The sequence below is a fragment of the Bacillus sp. BS98 genome, from assembly GCF_008432245.1.
In the GTDB taxonomy this organism is placed as follows: Bacteria; Bacillota; Bacilli; order Bacillales; family Bacillaceae_G; genus Bacillus_A; species Bacillus_A toyonensis.
In genome coordinates this window covers 3,852,535-3,872,282 of record NZ_CP043830.1, presented here as the reverse complement: position 1 = coordinate 3,872,282, position 19,748 = coordinate 3,852,535, and the positions used below count along the sequence as shown (strand labels likewise).

At 35.6% G+C, this 19,748-nt stretch carries 21 protein-coding genes and 2 riboswitches; of the genes, 11 read left to right on the top strand and 10 right to left on the bottom strand.

The window, feature by feature from the left end; translation table 11 throughout:
• Positions 1 to 141 precede the first annotated feature (141 nt).
• The 3 genes from ptsG (at position 142) to ptsP (ending at position 4,316) form a co-directional block, all read left to right on the top strand.
• Entirely contained in the window at positions 142 to 2,205 is a 2,064-nt protein-coding gene (gene ptsG / locus F0362_RS19920; RefSeq protein ID WP_000473188.1) for a PTS glucose transporter subunit IIABC, read from the top strand.
• Between the two features lie 135 nt (positions 2,206 to 2,340).
• Positions 2,341 to 2,604, top strand: coding sequence for a phosphocarrier protein HPr (gene ptsH / locus F0362_RS19915; protein ID WP_000411080.1), 264 nt, complete (start codon positions 2,341 to 2,343; stop codon positions 2,602 to 2,604).
• Positions 2,604 to 4,316 carry a phosphoenolpyruvate--protein phosphotransferase gene (ptsP, locus tag F0362_RS19910; protein ID WP_000174209.1) on the top strand — a complete coding sequence of 571 codons (1,713 nt, stop codon included), beginning with the start codon at positions 2,604 to 2,606 and terminating at the stop codon, positions 4,314 to 4,316. The genes ptsH and ptsP overlap by 1 nt, the downstream gene beginning before the upstream one ends.
• Before the next feature lie 97 nt (positions 4,317 to 4,413).
• On the opposite strand, the gene F0362_RS19905 is transcribed toward ptsP, so the two are convergent.
• The 3 genes from F0362_RS19905 to F0362_RS19895 form a co-directional block, all read right to left on the bottom strand.
• Positions 4,414 to 4,779, bottom strand: coding sequence for a DUF3915 domain-containing protein (locus F0362_RS19905; protein WP_000468033.1), 366 nt, complete (start codon positions 4,777 to 4,779; stop codon positions 4,414 to 4,416).
• Positions 4,780 to 4,975: 196 nt separating this feature from the next.
• On the bottom strand, positions 4,976 to 5,194 hold the full coding sequence (locus F0362_RS19900) for a hypothetical protein (protein ID WP_000100489.1): 219 nt from the start codon (positions 5,192 to 5,194) through the stop codon (positions 4,976 to 4,978).
• Positions 5,195 to 5,428: 234 nt separating this feature from the next.
• Complete coding sequence (locus F0362_RS19895; protein ID WP_000180374.1) at positions 5,429 to 6,046, bottom strand: nitroreductase family protein; 618 nt, start codon at positions 6,044 to 6,046, stop codon at positions 5,429 to 5,431.
• A gap of 330 nt (positions 6,047 to 6,376) precedes the next feature.
• Between F0362_RS19895 and F0362_RS19890 the strand changes: the two genes are divergently transcribed.
• The 4 genes from F0362_RS19890 (at position 6,377) to F0362_RS19875 (ending at position 10,118) form a co-directional block, all read left to right on the top strand.
• Entirely contained in the window at positions 6,377 to 7,669 is a 1,293-nt protein-coding gene (locus F0362_RS19890) for a GGDEF domain-containing protein (protein WP_001023176.1), read from the top strand.
• Positions 7,670 to 7,760: 91 nt separating this feature from the next.
• Positions 7,761 to 8,897 (top strand): serine hydrolase domain-containing protein, encoded by a 1,137-nt coding sequence (locus tag F0362_RS19885; RefSeq protein WP_000591854.1) that lies wholly within the window; start codon positions 7,761 to 7,763, stop codon positions 8,895 to 8,897.
• A 4-nt stretch (positions 8,898 to 8,901) separates the two neighbouring features.
• Complete coding sequence (locus F0362_RS19880) at positions 8,902 to 9,780, top strand: NAD(P)-dependent oxidoreductase (protein WP_000428222.1); 879 nt, start codon at positions 8,902 to 8,904, stop codon at positions 9,778 to 9,780.
• A 5-nt stretch (positions 9,781 to 9,785) separates the two neighbouring features.
• The gene (locus F0362_RS19875; protein WP_000365606.1) at positions 9,786 to 10,118 is read left to right on the top strand and encodes a DUF3909 family protein; all 333 of its coding nucleotides are present in this window, start codon (positions 9,786 to 9,788) and stop codon (positions 10,116 to 10,118) included.
• A gap of 55 nt (positions 10,119 to 10,173) precedes the next feature.
• Here F0362_RS19875 and F0362_RS19870 read toward each other — a convergent pair whose 3' ends face one another.
• The 6 genes from F0362_RS19870 to F0362_RS19845 all read right to left on the bottom strand — a co-directional run bounded on the left by F0362_RS19870 (position 10,174) and on the right by F0362_RS19845 (position 15,195).
• Positions 10,174 to 10,449, bottom strand: coding sequence for a hypothetical protein (locus tag F0362_RS19870; RefSeq protein ID WP_000054649.1), 276 nt, complete (start codon positions 10,447 to 10,449; stop codon positions 10,174 to 10,176).
• Positions 10,450 to 10,756: 307 nt separating this feature from the next.
• Entirely contained in the window at positions 10,757 to 11,269 is a 513-nt protein-coding gene (locus F0362_RS19865) for a 1,2-dihydroxy-3-keto-5-methylthiopentene dioxygenase (protein WP_000057312.1), read from the bottom strand.
• Positions 11,247 to 11,885 (bottom strand): methylthioribulose 1-phosphate dehydratase, encoded by a 639-nt coding sequence (locus F0362_RS19860; RefSeq protein ID WP_000811318.1) that lies wholly within the window; start codon positions 11,883 to 11,885, stop codon positions 11,247 to 11,249. The genes F0362_RS19865 and F0362_RS19860 overlap by 23 nt, the downstream gene beginning before the upstream one ends.
• On the bottom strand, positions 11,882 to 12,541 hold the full coding sequence (locus F0362_RS19855) for a 2-hydroxy-3-keto-5-methylthiopentenyl-1-phosphate phosphatase (protein WP_000027454.1): 660 nt from the start codon (positions 12,539 to 12,541) through the stop codon (positions 11,882 to 11,884). Before F0362_RS19855 ends, F0362_RS19860 begins: the two co-directional genes overlap by 4 nt.
• Entirely contained in the window at positions 12,538 to 13,782 is a 1,245-nt protein-coding gene (mtnW, locus tag F0362_RS19850; protein WP_000014211.1) for a 2,3-diketo-5-methylthiopentyl-1-phosphate enolase, read from the bottom strand. Before mtnW ends, F0362_RS19855 begins: the two co-directional genes overlap by 4 nt.
• A gap of 64 nt (positions 13,783 to 13,846) precedes the next feature.
• A riboswitch (SAM riboswitch) is annotated at positions 13,847 to 13,952 on the bottom strand.
• A gap of 52 nt (positions 13,953 to 14,004) precedes the next feature.
• Positions 14,005 to 15,195: a pyridoxal phosphate-dependent aminotransferase gene (locus F0362_RS19845; protein ID WP_149889931.1), complete on the bottom strand. Its 1,191-nt coding sequence runs from the start codon at positions 15,193 to 15,195 to the stop codon at positions 14,005 to 14,007.
• Positions 15,196 to 15,209: 14 nt separating this feature from the next.
• Here F0362_RS19845 and F0362_RS19840 point away from each other — a divergent pair, with 14 nt between their 5' ends.
• The 4 genes from F0362_RS19840 (at position 15,210) to F0362_RS19825 (ending at position 18,844) form a co-directional block, all read left to right on the top strand.
• Positions 15,210 to 16,073 (top strand): carbon-nitrogen family hydrolase, encoded by an 864-nt coding sequence (locus tag F0362_RS19840; protein WP_002093326.1) that lies wholly within the window; start codon positions 15,210 to 15,212, stop codon positions 16,071 to 16,073.
• A 72-nt stretch (positions 16,074 to 16,145) separates the two neighbouring features.
• Positions 16,146 to 16,286, top strand: a riboswitch (SAM riboswitch).
• Positions 16,287 to 16,376: 90 nt separating this feature from the next.
• Positions 16,377 to 17,558, top strand: coding sequence for an S-methyl-5-thioribose kinase (gene mtnK / locus F0362_RS19835; protein WP_000542699.1), 1,182 nt, complete (start codon positions 16,377 to 16,379; stop codon positions 17,556 to 17,558).
• A complete protein-coding gene (gene mtnA / locus F0362_RS19830) occupies positions 17,555 to 18,616 on the top strand; it encodes an S-methyl-5-thioribose-1-phosphate isomerase (protein WP_000103030.1) in 1,062 nt (353 codons plus the stop codon). Before mtnK ends, mtnA begins: the two co-directional genes overlap by 4 nt.
• A gap of 66 nt (positions 18,617 to 18,682) precedes the next feature.
• Positions 18,683 to 18,844: a YvrJ family protein gene (locus F0362_RS19825; protein WP_000393323.1), complete on the top strand. Its 162-nt coding sequence runs from the start codon at positions 18,683 to 18,685 to the stop codon at positions 18,842 to 18,844.
• A 118-nt stretch (positions 18,845 to 18,962) separates the two neighbouring features.
• On the opposite strand, the gene F0362_RS19820 is transcribed toward F0362_RS19825, so the two are convergent.
• Entirely contained in the window at positions 18,963 to 19,739 is a 777-nt protein-coding gene (locus F0362_RS19820) for a 3-hydroxybutyrate dehydrogenase (RefSeq protein WP_000258447.1), read from the bottom strand.
• Positions 19,740 to 19,748 lie beyond the last annotated feature (9 nt).

The window sequence follows — 19,748 nt, the reverse complement described above, 5'->3', positions numbered from 1 at the left end:
ATGAGTGGAGAAAAGCCAGGAATGTAAGCTAGAGAAAGGGATATACTACCCTTTGTATAGCTATCGTTCTATCTTTTTTTCCTCATGCCTTTTTGGCGTTTGTCGGAAGGTATCAATATAGATAAGAGAGGAAGGGTTTCCATGTTTAAGAAGATCTTTGGTGTTCTTCAAAAAGTCGGGAAAGCGTTAATGCTTCCAGTAGCGATTTTACCGGCAGCAGGTATTTTACTTGGATTTGGTAATGCATTTCAAAATCCACAGTTAACAAATGTTATTCCTGCTTTAAAAGCAGATTGGTTCGTAATGGTTGCAAAAATTATGGAACAATCTGGTGATATTATTTTCGCTAACCTTGCATTATTATTCGCAGTTGGGGTAGCAATTGGTTTAGCAGGTGGAGACGGAGTAGCTGGTTTAGCAGCATTCGTTGGCTACCTAATTATGAACAAAACGATGAGTGTGTTCTTAGAAGTAGATAAGTTAGTAAAAGTAACAAGTTCTGGAGCAGACCCAGTGAAAATTGGATTTGCAGATCCAGCATATGCGAATGTATTAGGAATTCCAACGCTACAAACAGGAGTATTTGGTGGTATTATCGTCGGTATAGTAGCGGCATATTGCTATAATAAATACTTCAATATTGAATTACCTTCATACCTAGGTTTCTTTGCAGGTAAGCGTTTCGTACCGATCGCAACTGCAACATTCTCTTTAGTAGTAGGTATTATCATGTGCTTCATTTGGCCATACATTCAAGGTGGCTTAAATACGTTCTCACATCAAATGATTGATGCGAATAGAACGTTAGCAGCATTTATTTTTGGTTTAATTGAACGTTCATTAATTCCATTTGGATTACATCACATTTTCTATTCACCGTTCTGGTTCGAATTTGGTCAGTACACAAATGCGGCTGGCGAATTAATCCGCGGTGACCAAAAAATCTTTATGGCACAGTTAAAAGATGGTGTAGAATTAACAGCAGGTACATTTACAACTGGTAAGTATCCGTTCATGATGTTCGGTCTTCCAGCAGCAGCTTTAGCAATGTACCATGAAGCACGTCCAGAAAATAAAAAATTAGCAGCTGGTATTTTAGGTTCTGCTGCATTAACATCTTTCTTAACAGGTATTACAGAACCACTTGAATTTTCATTCTTATTCGTAGCACCAGTATTATTCGGAATTCACGCTGTATTTGCTGGTCTATCATTTATGACAATGCAAATTTTAGGTGTTAAAATTGGTATGACATTCTCTGGTGGTTTAATCGACTTTATGTTATTCGGTGTATTACCAGGCCGTACAGCATGGTGGTGGGTAATTATTGTTGGTCTTGTACTAGCAGTTATTTACTACTTCGGATTCCGCTTTGCAATCCGTAAATGGAATTTAAAAACACCTGGTCGTGAAGTAGCAAATGCGAATGACGGCGCAGGAAAAACAGAAGCAGGTGAACTTCCTCGAGAAGTATTAGTAGCACTTGGTGGTAAAGAAAACATTGCTTCTTTAGATGCTTGTATTACTCGTTTACGTGTTCAAGTTAACGAACAAAAGAATGTAAACAAAGACCGCTTAAAAGAACTTGGAGCGGCTGGTGTACTTGAAGTTGGAAATAACATTCAAGCTATTTTCGGACCAAAATCTGACACATTAAAATCACAAATTCATGATATTATGTCAGGCCGTACACCTCATGTTGAAAAAGAAGAGCCTGTAAAGGTAGAAGAAACTCCTCAAAAAGTTGATGAAAATGAAACAATCGTATCACCAATTGAAGGGAAAATCTTACCGATTACAGAAGTACCTGATCAAGTATTCTCAGGAAAAATGATGGGAGACGGATTTGCAATCGAGCCAACAGAAGGAACAGTAGTTTCTCCAGTTAATGGTGAGATCGTCAATGTATTCCCTACAAAGCATGCGATTGGTATTCAATCTGAGGGTGGAAAAGAGATATTAATTCACTTTGGTATTGATACTGTAAAATTAAATGGTGAAGGATTTGAGGCACTTGTAGCGCAAGGCGACAAAGTGAAACAAGGACAACCATTATTAAAAGTAGATCTTACATTCATAAAAGAAAATGCACCATCTATTATTACGCCAATTGTATTTACAAATTTACAACAAGGGCAACAAGTCGAATTGAAAAAAGATGGAAATGTTAAGAAGGGCGAAAACGCTATTATTGACATTCAGTAGGAATTTGACGCAAAATGTTTATAATTATAATAGGCGATGTGGTTGACCGAACATCGCCTATTATATACAATAGATGATGTAGTACTCACGTCTATACAACTAAAAAAAACTGTAATTTAAAGGAGATAAATTATCATGGAAAAAATCTTTAAAGTAACAAGCGACTCAGGAATTCATGCACGTCCAGCAACTCTACTTGTAAACACTGCAAGCAAATTTGGTTCTGACATTAACTTAGAGTATAACGGAAAAAACGTTAACTTAAAATCAATCATGGGCGTTATGTCTTTAGGCATTCAACAAAACGCAGAAATTAAAATCACTGCAAATGGTGATGATGCAGCTCAAGCACTAGCAGCTATCGAAGAAACTATGAAAAACGAAGGATTAGGAGAATAATGACTCTTAATATTCAAGGGATCGCTGCATCAAGTGGGATTGCTATTGCAAAGGCTTTCAGACTTGAGAATCCTGAATTTAACATTGAAAAGAAATCAATTACAAACGAAGCTGCTGAAATTGCACGCTTAGACGCTGCGCTTGAGAAAGCAAAAACTGAATTAGAAGCAATTAAGGACCACGCTTTTGCTGAGCTGGGTGCTGATAAAGCTGCGATCTTTGAAGCACATTTATTAGTATTAAATGATCCAGAACTAGTAAACCCGGTAAAAGATAAAGTAAATAGCGAAAAAGTAAATGCTGAATTTGCAATGGATGAAGTTGCATCAATGTTTATTTCTATGTTTGAAAACATGGATAACGAATATATGAAAGAACGTGCTGCGGACATTCGTGACGTAACAAAACGCGTTCTTGCACATTTACTAGGAATTAACTTCTCAAACCCTGGTACAATTTCTGAAGAAGTAATCATTATTGCTGAAGATTTAACACCATCTGATACAGCTCAGTTAAACCGTAAGTATGCAAAAGGTTTCACGACTGATATCGGTGGACGTACATCTCACTCTGCAATTATGGCTCGTTCTATGGAAATTCCTGCAGTTGTTGGTACGAAAGTTGTTATGGAGAAAATCCAAAATGGCGATATCGTAATCATTGACGGTTTAGATGGAGAAGTAATTGTAAACCCATCGGAAGAAACTCTTCGTTCTTTTGAAGAAAAGAAAGCGAAATTTGAAGAGCAAAAAGCAATATGGGCAAAATTAAAAGACCAAGCTACTGTAACGAGCGATGGACATCACGTTGAGCTTGTTGCTAATATCGGAACACCAAATGATGTACAAGGTATTATCGATAATGGCGGAGAAGGCGTTGGTTTATACCGTACAGAATTCTTATACATGGGCCGTGACAATCTTCCAACAGAAGAAGAGCAGTTCGAGGCGTATAAAGCAGTTCTTGAAGGTGTAAAAGAAGGTCAACCTGTTGTTGTTCGTACACTTGACATCGGTGGAGATAAAGAACTTCCATACTTACATTTACCAAAAGAAATGAACCCATTCTTAGGATACCGTGCAATTCGCTTATGTCTTGATGAGCAAGATGTGTTCCGTACACAACTTCGTGCATTACTTCGTGCTAGCGTATACGGTAACTTAAAAATTATGTTCCCAATGATTGCAACTCTTGATGAGTTCCGTCAAGCGAAAGCGATTTTATTAGAAGAGAAAGCAAAGCTTGTAGAAGCGGGTACAACTGTTTCTGATTCTATTGAAGTGGGTATGATGGTTGAAATTCCAGCTTCAGCAGTATTAGCAGATCAATTCGCAAAAGAAGTTGATTTCTTCTCTATCGGAACAAATGACTTAATCCAATACACAATGGCTGCAGACCGTATGAACGAACGTGTAGCTTACTTATATCAACCATATAACCCATCTATTTTACGTCTTGTAAAAATGGTTATCGATGCTGCTCATAAAGAGGGCAAATGGGCTGGTATGTGTGGTGAGATGGCGGGAGATTCACTTGCTATCCCATTATTATTAGGATTAGGCTTAGATGAGTTCAGTATGAGTGCAACATCTATCCTTCCTGCAAGAACACAACTAAGCAAGTTGTCAAAAGCAGAAATGGAAACATTAGCAGAAAAAGCATTAACAATGTCAACTGCTGAAGAAGTTGTTGAATTAGTTAAAAGCATATAATCAATAAAAAAACCTGAGTCGATTTGAAATCGGTCTCAGGTTTTTTCTATGAGAAAAGTAAATCTTATTTGCTTACTATCGAGGATAAGAGACAGAATTAGATAGCGATTGCAACGATATCAGTTGGGCATACACGTAAAATACCAGTAAAAGTATTTCGATTTTGATTGTTCTTATCGTCTTTATTGTTATCTTTGTCGTCTTTGTTATTACGAGCTAAAGCAGAGAAAAGAGCAACACCGTTAGCGAAACCTTCAAAAATTACATTGTTGAAAGTACCATTACCTCTAATGCTTAAAAGAGAAAGCTCTGTTCCAACTGAAATGCTAGCAAGTACGTTACATACAGCTGGTTGTTGTGGTTTTACCTCTCTCTCTTTCTCACGATGGTCGCGATGGTCACACTCTCTTTCACGATGATGACAGTCTCTAAAGTTATCACAGCATCCAAATGATCCAAACATAATCCTCATCACCCCCTTCACACTTATAATCTATGTAAGTTCGGTAGTTAGTGACTGGACAGAGCGTGGAATTTTTTCTAGGGTATTTTCTCATTTTAAAAGACTAGCTGGGTGTTTAGTACGGAATGATGTTTAAAATAGGGGAAATATCACAAAAAAGTGTAAAGACCACCAAAATGAATGAAATAGGTAGGCTTTACACTTTTTTACTTTTATATAAAACAATGATATATACTGGGAGAGCTAAGAGTAATGGTGCAATGGATCGCGCAGTATGTTTTTCTGCGTCTAATTGGAACGCTTCTTCTTTTGGGAATTGTAACACTGATATGTTTGCAGCATCGCCAATAAAATATAGAAGTAGTACAGTTACTATGTAACTTAAAAGTGCGATAAAGCTTCCGTATGAACTCAATGAAAATCCCTCTCTTGTTATCTATTTGTTATCATTGTATCATAATTGTAACAAAAATACACGGTTATATTTCGATGTTTTAACAAATTTCGACACAAAACGTCATATTTGTTTATGGAATTAACATAAACTGTACTGTTTATCTATCTGTAGATATCGAATAACACATTGTAATATTACGGATGTGTGACAGAGTATAAAAAAACGAAGGTAATGAAATTACCTTCGTTTTTACTATTTTGCCCATTCACTCACTTGCTCTACGCTCATTCGTGGTGCAGGGTGGCCTTTTAAAGTTGATTCACCAATTGTAATAAGCATAATTGGTACGTATCGAGATGAAACATTGAATTCTTCTGTAAGTGCTTGTGGATTGAAACCACCGATAGCGCAAGTGTCCCAGCCAGTTGCTTTAGCTGCAAGCATAAGTTGCATTGCTGCTAAAGATGCATTTGAAAAAGCAGCATCTCTTGGGAATTGTTCACGAGTATATGCAGATTCAATGTTTTTAGCTAAGCGCTCTTTTGCTTCTTCTTTCATAAAGCCTTGTTCAACAATTGGACCATAAACGGGTTCAACATTTTTATAAGCTTCTAAATCACCTAAAACAGCGACTACTGCAGAAGCATCGAGAATTTGTTGTTGGTTATAAGCAATTGGATGTAATCGTTTTTGTACATCTTCTCCTTGGAAAACAAGGAATTTCCAGTGTTGCAGGTTCCAAGCAGAAGGTGCTTGTGCAGCTGCTTTTAAAATTTCATGTAATTCTGTCGATGAAATTTCTTTGTCTGGGTTGAATGCACGTGTAGACGTGCGTTCATATAGAACGTTAAAAAAGTTATCGTTTGTCATTATATATCCTCCAAATTACATATCAAATTATTTAAAAATAAATGTAATATCTTCTACTTACATTTTGTAAGTTGTCGAGTTTAAGAATATAATATCTTTATTTTAATTGTCAAGTTTTAAAGAGTAAGCTAGGGCATTCATACAAACGATACAATTCCTATAATCATACACTAAAAAAGGAATTTATAGAGTGAAAAAGCGAAGATTACATTCTCAATTAGCTTGTTACTATGTATCCCTCACGCATTAAAGTTTTTGGGAATAGCTATTTATAAAACGTTTGTGAGGAATTCTGTAGAACAAGATATATGAAGTGAGTGAAGACTAGTGATGAACATACTACATTTTTTATTAGAGAATACGGTTTTCCAAAATGTATTACAAGATCTTAAGTTAAATGTCCTTTATATAGAAAATGGATGCACACATCAACAAACGATTGAAAATATTCATCCCAAATGCATGTTTATAGCAAATAGTTTTGAAGAAGGAGAACTATTGTTTCATAAGACTAAACCGCATATTGTAATTATGTATGTAACAGATTTTTCTCAAATAAAATATATAAAGAATATGTATAATCCACATAGTACATTCATTGTCATTTGGGATCAACAAATAACAAATGAGTTTACAGAGGTGCTTACGTTAGGAATACGTAATATTGTGATAGCCCCAGTAACTCCACAAGTAGTGTTAGAGGAAGTAAATAAAAGTTTGTATCAACTTTCTTTAGTGCGGCAAGTAAGTTTGCAACAAGAACTACTGCAGATGATGTTTGATTTTCACAATGATCTATTATTTATAGTAGAAGATGATGAGATTGTTGATTGTAATACGAATTTTTTAGAGTTTTTTGGATATGAAAATTTGTTTGATTATCGTGAGCAACATTTAGTGTTTGCCGAACATTTTATTAGAGAAAATGGATATTATTCGACGACTCATGATATAACATGGTTAGATGATACATTATCATATGATAGAAGAATTAAGATGTCTAATTATGAAGGAATTGTATCAACTTTTTTATTACGTGCGACGCCGTTACCAGAAGATTTATCGAGATTTATTGTAAAGTGTACAGAGATTACAGAATTAGATGAAATCTATCAAGAACAAGAAAGACTTGCCATGATAGATTCATTGACAGAGATTTATAATCGTTTGAAGTTCCAACAAATATTAGAGGTAGAGTGGGATAATGTAATACGTAACGATGAAAAAATGGCAATTATATTATTTGATATAGATAATTTTAAAACAGTAAATGACACATATGGTCATGATTTTGGAGACTTAGCATTAATACAACTTGCAGAACTTATGAAGTCTAAAGTAGAGCAACAACATGTATTTGCAAGATGGGGAGGAGAAGAATTTATTATATTAGTGACAAATACAGTAGAAAAAGAAGCATTTCAAGTTGCAGAATCATTGCGCTTTTTTATTGAAACAAAACAATTCTCTGGAATTTCGAAATTAACAGCGAGTTTTGGAGTAGCGTTATATGAGAAAGGAATTACAAGAGAAGAATTAATGCAGCGAGCGGACATTGCATTATATGAAGCGAAAAAAAATGGGAAAAATCAGGTATGTATATATAGAAAAGAAAAAATGTGATTTTTCGCAACTAATTGTTGCGATTTTTTTTTATTGCCTGATAATAGTAGTAGGGAGACCATATGTAATGAAGTAATTATGGAGGAACAATATGATAAAAAAAATAATAGTAGTTGCTTCACTATGTACTGTTGTTTGCGGTGGAGTATACTATGCTTTCTATGCTCCCAGTGTAATGGAACAAACAGTGTTAACTACTAATGTGGCCCCGGCTATTGGGTCAGAAGTGCAAGATAATATAGAAGAAAAAGAAGAGAGACAAATTGATTATGCTAGTATATCTCAAAAATTAGATCAATATTTAGTAGGAAAGCAATTTAATGGGACAGTTTTGGTGACTGATAAAGAGCGTGTTATATTGAATAAAGGATATGGATATGCTGATGTTCAAAATAAAATAGAAAATACACCTCAAACAAAATATCGTATCGGTTCTATTACGAAAACAGTAGTTGCTACATCTATTTTACAGCTACAAGAACAAGGGAAATTAAACATTCAGGAAAATGTAAATACATATATTCCTTCATTTCCAGCAGATAAAAATATCACTTTATATCATTTATTAACGCATACATCGGGTTTACCGGAAAGCGGCAAAGGAAAAGTGAATGCGGCTTCTCGTATAAACTTAGTAAATTGGATTGGGAGTCAAAAAGTAGAGTTTCCACCAGGAGCAGGTTGGAGATATACAGATTATAATTATATGGTGCTTGCTTATATTATAGAAAGCATATCAAAAAAAACGTTAGGAGATTACATAAAAGAAAATATATTTATTAAAGCAGAAATGCACGAATCTGGTATGGGAAATATGGCGCCGGGAGATCAGCATTTTACTAAAGGGTACGTTAAGAAAGATAATGTACTTGAACCTGCACAAAAATTGTCAATGGATTGGTTATACGGTTGCGGCGAGATGTATACGACAGTTGGAGATATGAAGAAATTAGACGAAGCAATTATAAATGGGAAACTTCTTTCTGAACAAAGTATGCAAGCGATGTTTTCACCTTCAGAAGAACGGAAATATGCATTTAGTTTTTATATATACCCAGATTATTTTCATAATCATGGTGTACTATCTGGTTGGAACACTTTCAATAATTTTAATAAAGAAAAAGGGACTTTTGTTATTTTATTTTCAAATGTGAAAAATAGTATGGATGATGATTTTAATAATGAGTTTCGAAAGATGGTAAATGATTTATTAGAACAAAGGGGATGAGAATATGGAAAACAAAATTTTATCAATAGGTTTCATCGGTATTGGTGTAATGGGAAAAAGTATGGTTCGTCATTTAATGCAAGAAGGTCATAAAGTATATGTATATAATAGAACGAAAGCGAAGACAGATTCTTTAGTACAAGATGGTGCAAATTGGTGTGATACACCGAAAGAGTTAGTGAAGCAAGTAGATGTTGTAATGACTATGGTTGGATATCCACATGATGTTGAAGAAGTGTACTTTGGAAGTGAAGGGATTATAGAGAATGCAAATGAAGGCACGATAGCCATTGATTTTACGACATCTACACCAACATTGGCAAAACGTATAAATGAAGTTGGTAAAAGAAAGAATGTATTTACGTTAGATGCCCCAGTATCTGGAGGAGATGTTGGTGCTAAAGAAGCAAGACTTGCAATTATGGTCGGTGGAGAGAAAGACATATATGATAGATGTTTACCGTTATTTGAAAAACTAGGAACAAATATTCAGTTACAAGGACCAGCTGGGAGTGGACAACATACGAAAATGTGCAATCAAATTGCAATTGCATCCAACATGATTGGAGTATGTGAAGCTGTTGCTTACGCGAAAAAGGCTGGACTAAATCCAGATAAAGTATTAGAGAGTATTTCAACAGGTGCAGCAGGTAGTTGGTCATTAAATAATTTAGCTCCTCGAATGTTAAAAGGAGACTTTGAGCCAGGGTTTTACGTAAAGCATTTTATGAAAGATATGAAAATCGCTTTAGATGAGGCTGAAAAATTACAATTACCAGTACCAGGTTTAAGCTTGGCGAAAGAATTGTATGAAGAGTTAATTATGGATGGAGAAGAAAATAGCGGAACACAAGTGTTATATAAAAAGTATATAAGGGGGTAAATGAGATGGATCTCCAAAAGTTTGATGAGATGATTGATGCTGTGCAGCGAGCAACTTGTATACAAATCAATGAAAAACAAAAGGAAGCCTTTAAACAAAAATATGATTTTGAACCAAACTTTGAATATGGAAGAGATGAGAAAGGGCATTATGTCATTCGAACTTCAAAAAAGATGTTAGAAGAAATGGAGTTTTATTTGGCATTAAAATATGATCGTGATGGAGTGGATCTTTATATGCAAGCTGAGATTGACGATATATGTCATGTGTCTGTTAGCTATAGTGAAGATGCGTTACATCTACAAGAATTGTTTCAATTTCTAGAAGAAAATAAATAAAAGTCCTCATTTGAGGACTTTTATTTATTTAGGTAAATATATTTCATTTTTATAATTATAAGCTAGAAGCTCGACGGCACCGTTCAACCGGGAACGGGATAACTTGCGCCATGTGGTTAGCGCCAAATTGTTTTGAGCGAGCGTGGCGTAATATATAAAATGCGCACAGAATAGCAACAGGAATAGCGCCGTATAAACCAAAAAATAAAGCGCTTACACAAGAGGCGACAAAACCTAAAACACCAACTTCTAACTCTTCCATAATAGCTCCTAAAATAACAGGAATAGCTCCGCATAAAACTCCTAGTATAAGTGCGATAAGTAAACTCATGATTATCCCCCTCTGTTTGCAATATTATTTTCCTTCTTATTAGTTGTAGTATATCATATATAAAACAGAATTTTCAGAAAAAATTCAAAAAAAGTTCAACAAATGTTCAAAAAGGGTTGAGAAATACACTTGAAAAATCGAGTGGATAGATTGTTTCTTGGAAGAAGAGGAAAGATGCTTTGAATAAATAAAAAATCAGGCCTATTTCATTTTTTGAAATAAGCCTGTTCCATAGGAGGATGTATATATGTAGAGTGAATAAAAGGTTGGAAAAGGGGGGCCAAGTCCTTTTATTCAACTAGCTACCTTAATAGATTGGAACCCAGCCTTCAGTTGTAACAAAAATACGAATAGCTACAACTTGACGATCATCCTGCAAAGTAAAATAATGTCTTGCATTTTCAGGAACAGAGATTAGGTCGCCTGGCTCAAGTTCAACGTCAAAGAATTTTCCATCTTTGCCTTCAATAGCAAAGATGCCATGGCCACTGACAATAAAGCGAACTTCATCATCAGTATGATGGTGTTCTTTTTGGAAATTAATTAATAATTCGTCAAGGTTAGGTGTGCTACTTGAAAGTGAAATTACATCATGCGCTTTATAACCTCGGCGTGCTGAAACATCAGCGATTTCTTTTGAAAAAACAGTTAATATTTCAGCTTTGTTATCATCTGTTAACGAATAATTTTCATTTAAATGAGTAGGAAGTTTAGAAATATTCCATTTCTCATATAAAACGCCTTCCTCTTGTAGAAATTTTGATACTTCCACTTCATTCTCAATGCGAGTATTTACTTCATGAATACGAATTTGCGCCATTAGAAACGCCTCCTTGAATTGATAATAGTTTTATATGAAATTGGAATAAAAACTCATAAGCTTCTAATCTTTTCTTTGCATCAAAGCTATCACGGCCCCATACAGTGATGCCGTGATTTCGAATTAATACTGCTCCCGAATCTCCTTGTATATGTTTTCGGAAGTTTTCCCCAAGTGTTGGGATATGAGCATGGTTTTCGATAATAGGAATGTGAATTGTTGCACCTTCCTCCCAAATATCAAGAGCTTTAATGATTTCTTGATTTTGAAGGGTGACTGTATCGCTATACAAATTTGTGATGACATTGTTATCCGTTGTATGAACATGAAGTACGCACCCGGCATTCGTATTGTTATAAATATGTGTATGCAATATTGTTTCTGCTGAAGGGCGTAATTCAGTCTCTAAAACAGGAACTCCTGCATGATCTACTAATAGAAAATCATCTGGAGTGGTTTTTGTTTTATCTTTACCGCTTGCTGTAATAAGGAAAGTAAGCGGCTCATGACTAACTTTTATAGAAATATTGCCACTTGTTGCTGGAAACCAATTTCGAGTTGTTAATTCTTTTTTAATCTCGCTTAAGTCATACCATTGACGAAACAGTTGTTTCATGATTTCACCTCCAACAAATGTTTTAATTCAGCTTGAACATCGTGAAATGTTTCAAACGGTGTATAAACAATATGATTTTCTTTACACTTTGTAATAAGGAAATCGCGAGCGAATACTTTATCTGCTTGTTTCGCAGCTTGTAAATCAGTAATAGAATCTCCGATTACAATATGGAAATTATTTGTATCACTTAATTTGCGGATTAAAGATGATTTACATAATCCACAATGATTTTGACAGTAATGATCACAAGGGTTAGGCCACTTAACTGTAATGTATTCATTTGAAAAGTCTGTTTCATTACAGTAAATTTGCTCTTTTGGAATGATTCCTTGTAAGAGTGGATAGACGAAGAAATCCATTCCACCTGATACAACGTAAAAAGAAATATTATTTTCATTTACAAATTGTATAAATTCACGAAAGCCACTACGAATTTCGGCAGTTTCTTTTAAAAATTGAATTATATCATCATGCAAATTAGTAGGTAGCAATTGAAATAATTGAGAAACACCTTCTTGAATAGAAAGCTCTTGTGATAAAATTCTTTGCTTTATTTCTTCTGCTTCTGGTGGTGCGAATTTTTCCATAATCGACATAATGTTATCGTTATTTGTAATCGTACCATCGAAATCACAAAATACTTGAATACTCATAATTTCACCTCATAAGAGGGATTTCCCCATATTTGTAGTGCGCTATGCAAATTTATGTCATCTACTTCATGGAGTAGATTACCTTGCAAAGTAGCATCAATTGCAGTGCGGAAAGCCTTTCCACCACCTTGCGCCCCATACGGATGCCCATGTATGCCGCCGCCCGCATTAATAACAACATCTTTACCGAAGTCTCGTAGAATAAAGGGAACGAAACCAGGATGAATGCCAGCAGATGGGACAGAGAAACTTTTCTTGAAAAACGCATCGTCTTCAGTTAGATAGTTTGAAATGTTGAAAGCCTCTTCCTTTTCTAACGCAACACTTCCGTATGGAGACGGGAATAAAGAAAAATCAGCACCAGCATAACGTAGTAGCTTTCCAAGTAATAATGGAGATGAGACCCCATATAGCTTGGATGCTGAATAAGCACCACTTACAGCAGGGTGTGCCATAATAGGAACTGGGATTTCATCATCTTCTGCCAGTGATTGTAGTACATCTAGTCCGTAAGCAAATACATTAAATAATAGAATATCAGCACCAGCCTGCACTGCGCGTTTCGCATTTTCTTTTAAGTCGAAAGTTCGCCCTGTTAAATTTACGGCATATAATGTTTTATGGCCGTATGTTTCATATACGGATTGTAAAACTTCTTTTCCAGATACAATTCGCTTCGCAAGTGGTGTTAAGGAGTTCTCGAATAAAATTTCATCATCTTTTACGATATCCACACCACCAATTGCTTGATCGCGTAATTGAGTTTTTAAGTATCCAATATTTCGTCCAATCATTCCTTTGAAAATGCTCATTAAAAGGGGACGGTTATACACTTGTACACGATTTCGAATACCGTCTATACCGAATTTTGGACCAGGAAAGTGCTTTTTTAATTCGTCTGAAAACGTTAAGTCAATTAATTTCACTTCGCCATCAAGTGATAACTTTCCGAATGTAGTTGTTAAAATCGCTGGTAAATCTGGACTGAAATTTAATAATGGGTATTCGATTTTAATAATCCCACGTTTTACTTTTTTGCGTAGATACGAATTGATATGTTCTTGTTCATCTAATTCCTCAATATGAATGACGTTGCCTTTATGTTGTTTTAATTGTTCTTGTAATAAATGTGGCAAATGAGTCCAAGAGCCAATTGTTAAACCGAGTGCAATTTGTTCAGCCTTTTTGTCTAAGTTAAGTGAATCGTCATGGATTAAATACGTCGCTATAATTCCGCTCATTGTTATAACCTCCTAGTTAAATAAAAAAACCTCTCAGCTAAGGAGAGGTTTTTTTACAACCAGCTCCTTATCTGTCAGCGTAATGCTGCGAGAATTAGCACCGTGTCTACAATTGTAGATCGGTTGCCGGGTTTCGTCGGGCTCGTCCCTCCACCTGCTCTTGATAAGAAGTATTTAGAAATGTTTAAATTTTTAAGATAACTGAATTTTGTCAGATATTTTTCATGTTGTCAACGACTTTTTGAAAAAATTTAATTTATCAATTCGATTAATTGCTTCTCGTAATCGTTCTTCTGTGTGCAAGAGACCAACGCGGACGTATCCTTCACCGTGTTCACCAAATCCAACACCAGGAGCAACTGCAACGTGTGCTTTTTCTAGCAAAATATCAGAAAATTGCTCAGATGTATAGCCTTCTGGTACAGGAAGCCATGCAAAGAAGGATCCGGTTGGGATGTCTACATTCCAACCGATAGAGTGACAAGCTGAAATAAGAGCATTTCTTCGAGATTCGTAACTATTTACAAGATCTACGACGCAAGATTGTGAACTTAATAGCGCTTCGCGGGCAGCGTCTTGAACTGCACCAAAAATACTAACATACATATGATCTTGCAATAGGTTAATTGTTTCGATGACACTTTCATTCCCTATGGCAAAAGCAATACGCCATCCAGCCATATTGAAAGTTTTGGATAATGTGTAAATTTCAATTCCTATATCTTTTGCACCGTCTGCTTGCAAGAAACTAACCGGTTTTTGACCATCAAATCCGATCGCACCGTAAGCAAAATCGTGAACGACTAATATATTATGTTTATTAGCAAAATGAATGGTTTCATCAAAGAAATCTTTTGATACAGTAGCACCAGTAGGATTGTTTGGATAGTTTAAAAACATTAACTTTGCTTGTTTCGCAATAGCGTCATCAATTTTTGTATAATCTGGTAAAAATTTATTTTCGGCAATAAGCGGCATTGTTTCAAATTGTGCTTTTGCTAAAGCAACTCCGGATAAATAATCTGGATAGCCTGGATCGGGAACGAGAATCGTATCACCAGGATTGGTAAAACACATTGGTAATTCTACTAATCCAGCTTTTCCACCAAACAAAATAGCAACTTCAGTTTTTGGATTTACTACTACATCATATTCACGTTGATAGAATGTTGCCACGGCTTCTTTTAAGCTTTCGTGTCCGCGAAATGGCGGATATTTATGATGAATGGTCTTTTCTGCAGCATGTTGTAAAGCTTTTACGATATGCTGCGGTGTTGGTTGATCTGGATTACCTTGACCTAGATTAATAACATCGTAACCAGCCGCAACGACTTTGTTAACTTTTGCAACAAGTGAAGCGAAAAATTGTGTTGGCAATGATGTTACTATCTCAGAAGGTTGAAATAATTTCATACTTTCCACCTCTTTTGAAAGTTGTTACAATTCTAGTGACAAATGATATAATCTTTCCAGTATTTTGTAAAGAGAAAATTAAGAATGGGGCTGAAAAAATGAAAGTCGCATGTATTCAAATGGATATTGTATTTGGAGATGTAGAAAAAAATATGGAGAACGCTAAAAACAAAATAAGCGAAGCGATGAAGGAAAGACCAGATGTTATCGTCTTACCAGAACTATGGACAACAGGATATGATTTAACGAGGCTTTCTGAAATTGCAGATAGAGATGGATTAGAAACGAAAGAAAGGTTGAAAGAATGGTCGAAGCAATATGGTGTACATATTGTTGGTGGTTCTATAGCAAAGCAAACAGAGCAAGGGGTTACCAATACAATGTATGTCGTAAACAACGAAGGAGATCTAGTCAATGAATATAGTAAAGTACATTTATTTCAGCTTATGGATGAACACAAATATTTAATGGCGGGTAATAAAACAGGTGAATTTAAACTAGATGATATCGAGTGCGCTGGCACAATTTGCTATGATATTCGTTTTCCAGAATGGATGCGCGTTCATACTGCTAAAGGGGCAAAAGTTTTCTTCGTTGTAGCAGAATGGCCATTAGTTCGTTTAGCACATTGGCGTTTGCTATTGCAAGCAAGAGCAGTTGAAAATCAATGTTATGTTGTTGCATGCAATAGGTCAGGAAAGGATCCGAATAATGAGTTTGCAGGTCATTCTCTAATTGTGGATCCTTGGGGTGAAGTCGTGGTAGAGGCAAATAAAGAGGAATCCATTTTATTTGGAGAACTTACATTCGAAAAGATTAAAGAGGTACGTAAAGGAATTCCAGTTTTTGCAGATCGCCGTCCAGAACTATACAAATAAAATATTGACAAGTGATTTTTATTCTTGGTATAGTCTTCAACATAAAGTTAAAAATTCTAAAAAATTATATAACTCTTATCAAGAGCAGGTGGAGGGATTTGGCCCGATGAAGCCCAGCAACCGACCGTAATACCATTGTGAAATGGGGCGTTTATGACGCCAAAAGGCACGGTGCTAATTCCAGCAGAAAGTAAAATTTCTGGCAGATAAGAGGGGAGAAGATAAACTTCAAACCTCTTTCTTAGTGGAAAGAGGTTTTTCTGCGTTAGAAAAACCTCTGAATTTAAAAAGGAGGAAAAGACGATGGGATATTATTCATTAACAGAAGTAACAGCTGTACAATATGCGAAAGAACATGGATATTTTGACAAGAAGGCGAATGTAGTTTGTCATGAAATAGGAGATGGAAATTTAAATTACGTGTTCAAATTAGTTGATGGAGAGAGATCAATTATAATAAAACAAGCACTTCCATATGCGAAAGTAGTTGGTGAGAGCTGGCCGTTGTCTATAAAAAGAGCGACGATTGAAAGCAAGGCATTACAAATTTTCGCGAAGTATGTACCAGATTATGTTCCGGTAGTGTACAGTCATGATGAAGAGTTAGCAGTTACAGTAATAGAAGACTTATCAAGACTAACAATTACAAGAAAAGGATTAATAGATGGAGAAGGATATCCACTTTTATCCCAGCATATCGGTCGTTTTCTAGCACATGTTTTATTTTATACTTCAGATTTCGGTTTACAGTCAGAAGAGAAAAGGATGCTAGAAGGTACATTTGTAAATCCAGACCTTAGTAAAATTACAGAAGATTTAGTTTTTACGGATCCGTTTGGACATTACGATACGAATGATTATGAGTCAGATTTACAGTCAGTGATTGATGAACTTTGGAGTGACAAAATTTTAAAACTAAAAGTAGCACAATATAAATATAAGTTTTTAACGAGAAAAGAAGCGCTTATTCATGGTGATTTACATACTGGTAGTATTTTTTCATCACCTTCTGAAACGAAAGTGATTGATCCAGAATTTGCAACGTACGGTCCATTTGGCTTTGATATCGGTCAATTTATCGCAAATCTATTATTAAATGCTTTATCGAGAGAAGAAGAAAAGAGAAGTGTACTATTTTTCCATATAGAAAAGACATGGAGTTATTTTGTAGAAACTTTTACGAAGTTATGGATTGGAGAAGGGGTAGAAGCATATACGAAAGAAAAACAATGGTTACCAATTATTTTGCAAAATATCTTTACTGATGCCGTCGGATTTGCCGGATGTGAACTGATTCGTAGAACAATTGGTTTAGCTCATGTAGCGGATTTAGATGAAATAGCAAATAAAGAAAGAAGAATTCAAGCTAAGAAGCAAGCGCTGTACTTAGGAAAAGAACTAATAAAATATGAATCTAAGTGTGCTGATATTCAACTGTTTCGAACATTATTTCAACAGACAGTTTCAGGAGGCATAAAAGCATGAGTACATTTGTAACTGTTCCGAGGTCTGTAAGTTGGAAAGGTGATGCAATTGCGGTATTAAATCAAACAAAGTTGCCGTATAGTACAGAATATAAAACGTTGACGACTATTGAAGAGGTATGGAAAAGTATTGTAATGCTAGAAGTACGCGGAGCACCCGCAATTGGAATTGTAGCAGCATTTGGTTTGGCGCTTGCATCAAAAAAATATAACACGATACATATTGAAGAATTTCAGAAGATATTTAATAGAGATTGTAACTATTTAGGGACATCACGACCGACGGCAGTGAATTTGTTTTGGGCAATTGATCGTATGAGAGAATCTATTCGAGAGATTATTACAATAAAAGAAGCGCAAAAAACATTAGAAGAAGAAGCGCTTCGCATTCAGCAGGAAGATGAAGAGGTATGCCGGAGTATTGGGGAACATGCGTTAACATGCTTTACAGACGGTGATAACATTTTAACAATTTGTAATGCTGGAAGTATTGCAACTGCAAGGTATGGTACTGCATTAGCGCCGTTTTATATCGGGAAAGAAAAAGGTGTACACTTACATGCGTATGCATGTGAAACGAGACCGGTTTTACAAGGTGGCCGTTTAACGACATGGGAGTTAAAGCAAGCGGGTATTGATGTGACGCTTATTACAGATAATACGGCAGCTCATGCAATTCGTACGAAAGAAATTGATGCAATTATCGTAGGGGCAGATCGAATTGTCGCAAATGGAGATACGGCAAATAAAATCGGAACAATGAATTTAGCTATATTAGCAAAGTATTTCGAAATTCCATTTTACGTTGCAGCTCCGTTATCTACGTTTGATATTACGAAACAAACAGGTACCGAAATTGTTATTGAAGAAAGAGATGAAACAGAAGTTACGAAAATTTTTGGCAAACAAGTGGCACCGATTGGTACAGATGTTTATAATCCTGCATTTGACGTAACACCGCATGAATTAATTACAGGTATTATTACTGAGAAAGGTATTATACGTGGAGATTATGAGCGAGAAATTGCATCATTATTTGAAAAACAAGCTAATACATAATAGCTTGTTTTTTATGCCTAAATGTGCCTTTTCCCCTTATTTATATAATGAAAGGAGGAGAGAAGGATGGAAGAGTGGATCGGGATGATAGGTAATGTAGGCTTTCCAATTGTTGTAACATTATATTTACTCCATCGGATTGAAAGTAAATTAGATGGGATAACTGTTGCGATAGAGAAACTGCCACAGCAATTACTAAAGTACGATGATCCTCGTGATAAAAAATAAAGTTTGCTCTTCGTGAGCAAACTTTATTTTTTTATCACGCATTAACTGCCCGTAAAAGCCCGATTGGTGAGGGCTACGAATCAGTGGGGGATGAAGCCCCACTGATTAAAGTTTCACTTTATTGAGCAATATAACCACCATCGATAACGACAGCTTGACCAGTTATGCCTTTTGCTTTTTCACTCGCTAAAAACATAGCATAATCAGCAATTTCTTGTACTTGTAATAAACGTTTTTGTGGTACAAGTGGATAAATGACATCTTCTAAAACATTTTCAAGCGGTACATTTCGTGTAGTAGCTAAGTCTTGTAGTTGATTACGTACAAGAGGGGTATCGACATAACCAGGGCAAAGTGCATTAACAGTAATTCCATGGGTAGCACCTTCTAATGCGGCAACTTTTGTCAGTCCAATTACGCCATGTTTTGCGCTATTGTAGGCAGCTTTTCCGGCGAATCCGACAAGGCCATTAATAGAAGCGACGTTAATAATCCGGCCGTATTTTTGTTTTTTCATAATAGGAAAAGCGTGTTTGATGGCGATAAATGGAGCGATTTGCATAATTTTAATAAGAAGCTCGAATTTCTCAGTTGGAAAATCTTCAATCGGTGAAACATGTTGCATTCCTGCATTGTTAATTAATACGTCTAATGAACCGAAATGACTAACTGTTTGAGAAAGCGCTACTGTAATTTCTTCTTCAGATGTAACGTCACATTGTAAACCGATAGCTTGAAAGCCTTCTTTTTGTAATTGCTCAGCAGCTTCTTTCGCACGATCTTCAAGGCGATCAGTAATAACAACTTTTGCGCCTTCTTTTGCAAAGGTATTCCCCATTTCATAACCAATACCACTCGCAGCACCTGTTAAAAAGACAACTCGATTTGTAACCATGATGGAAAA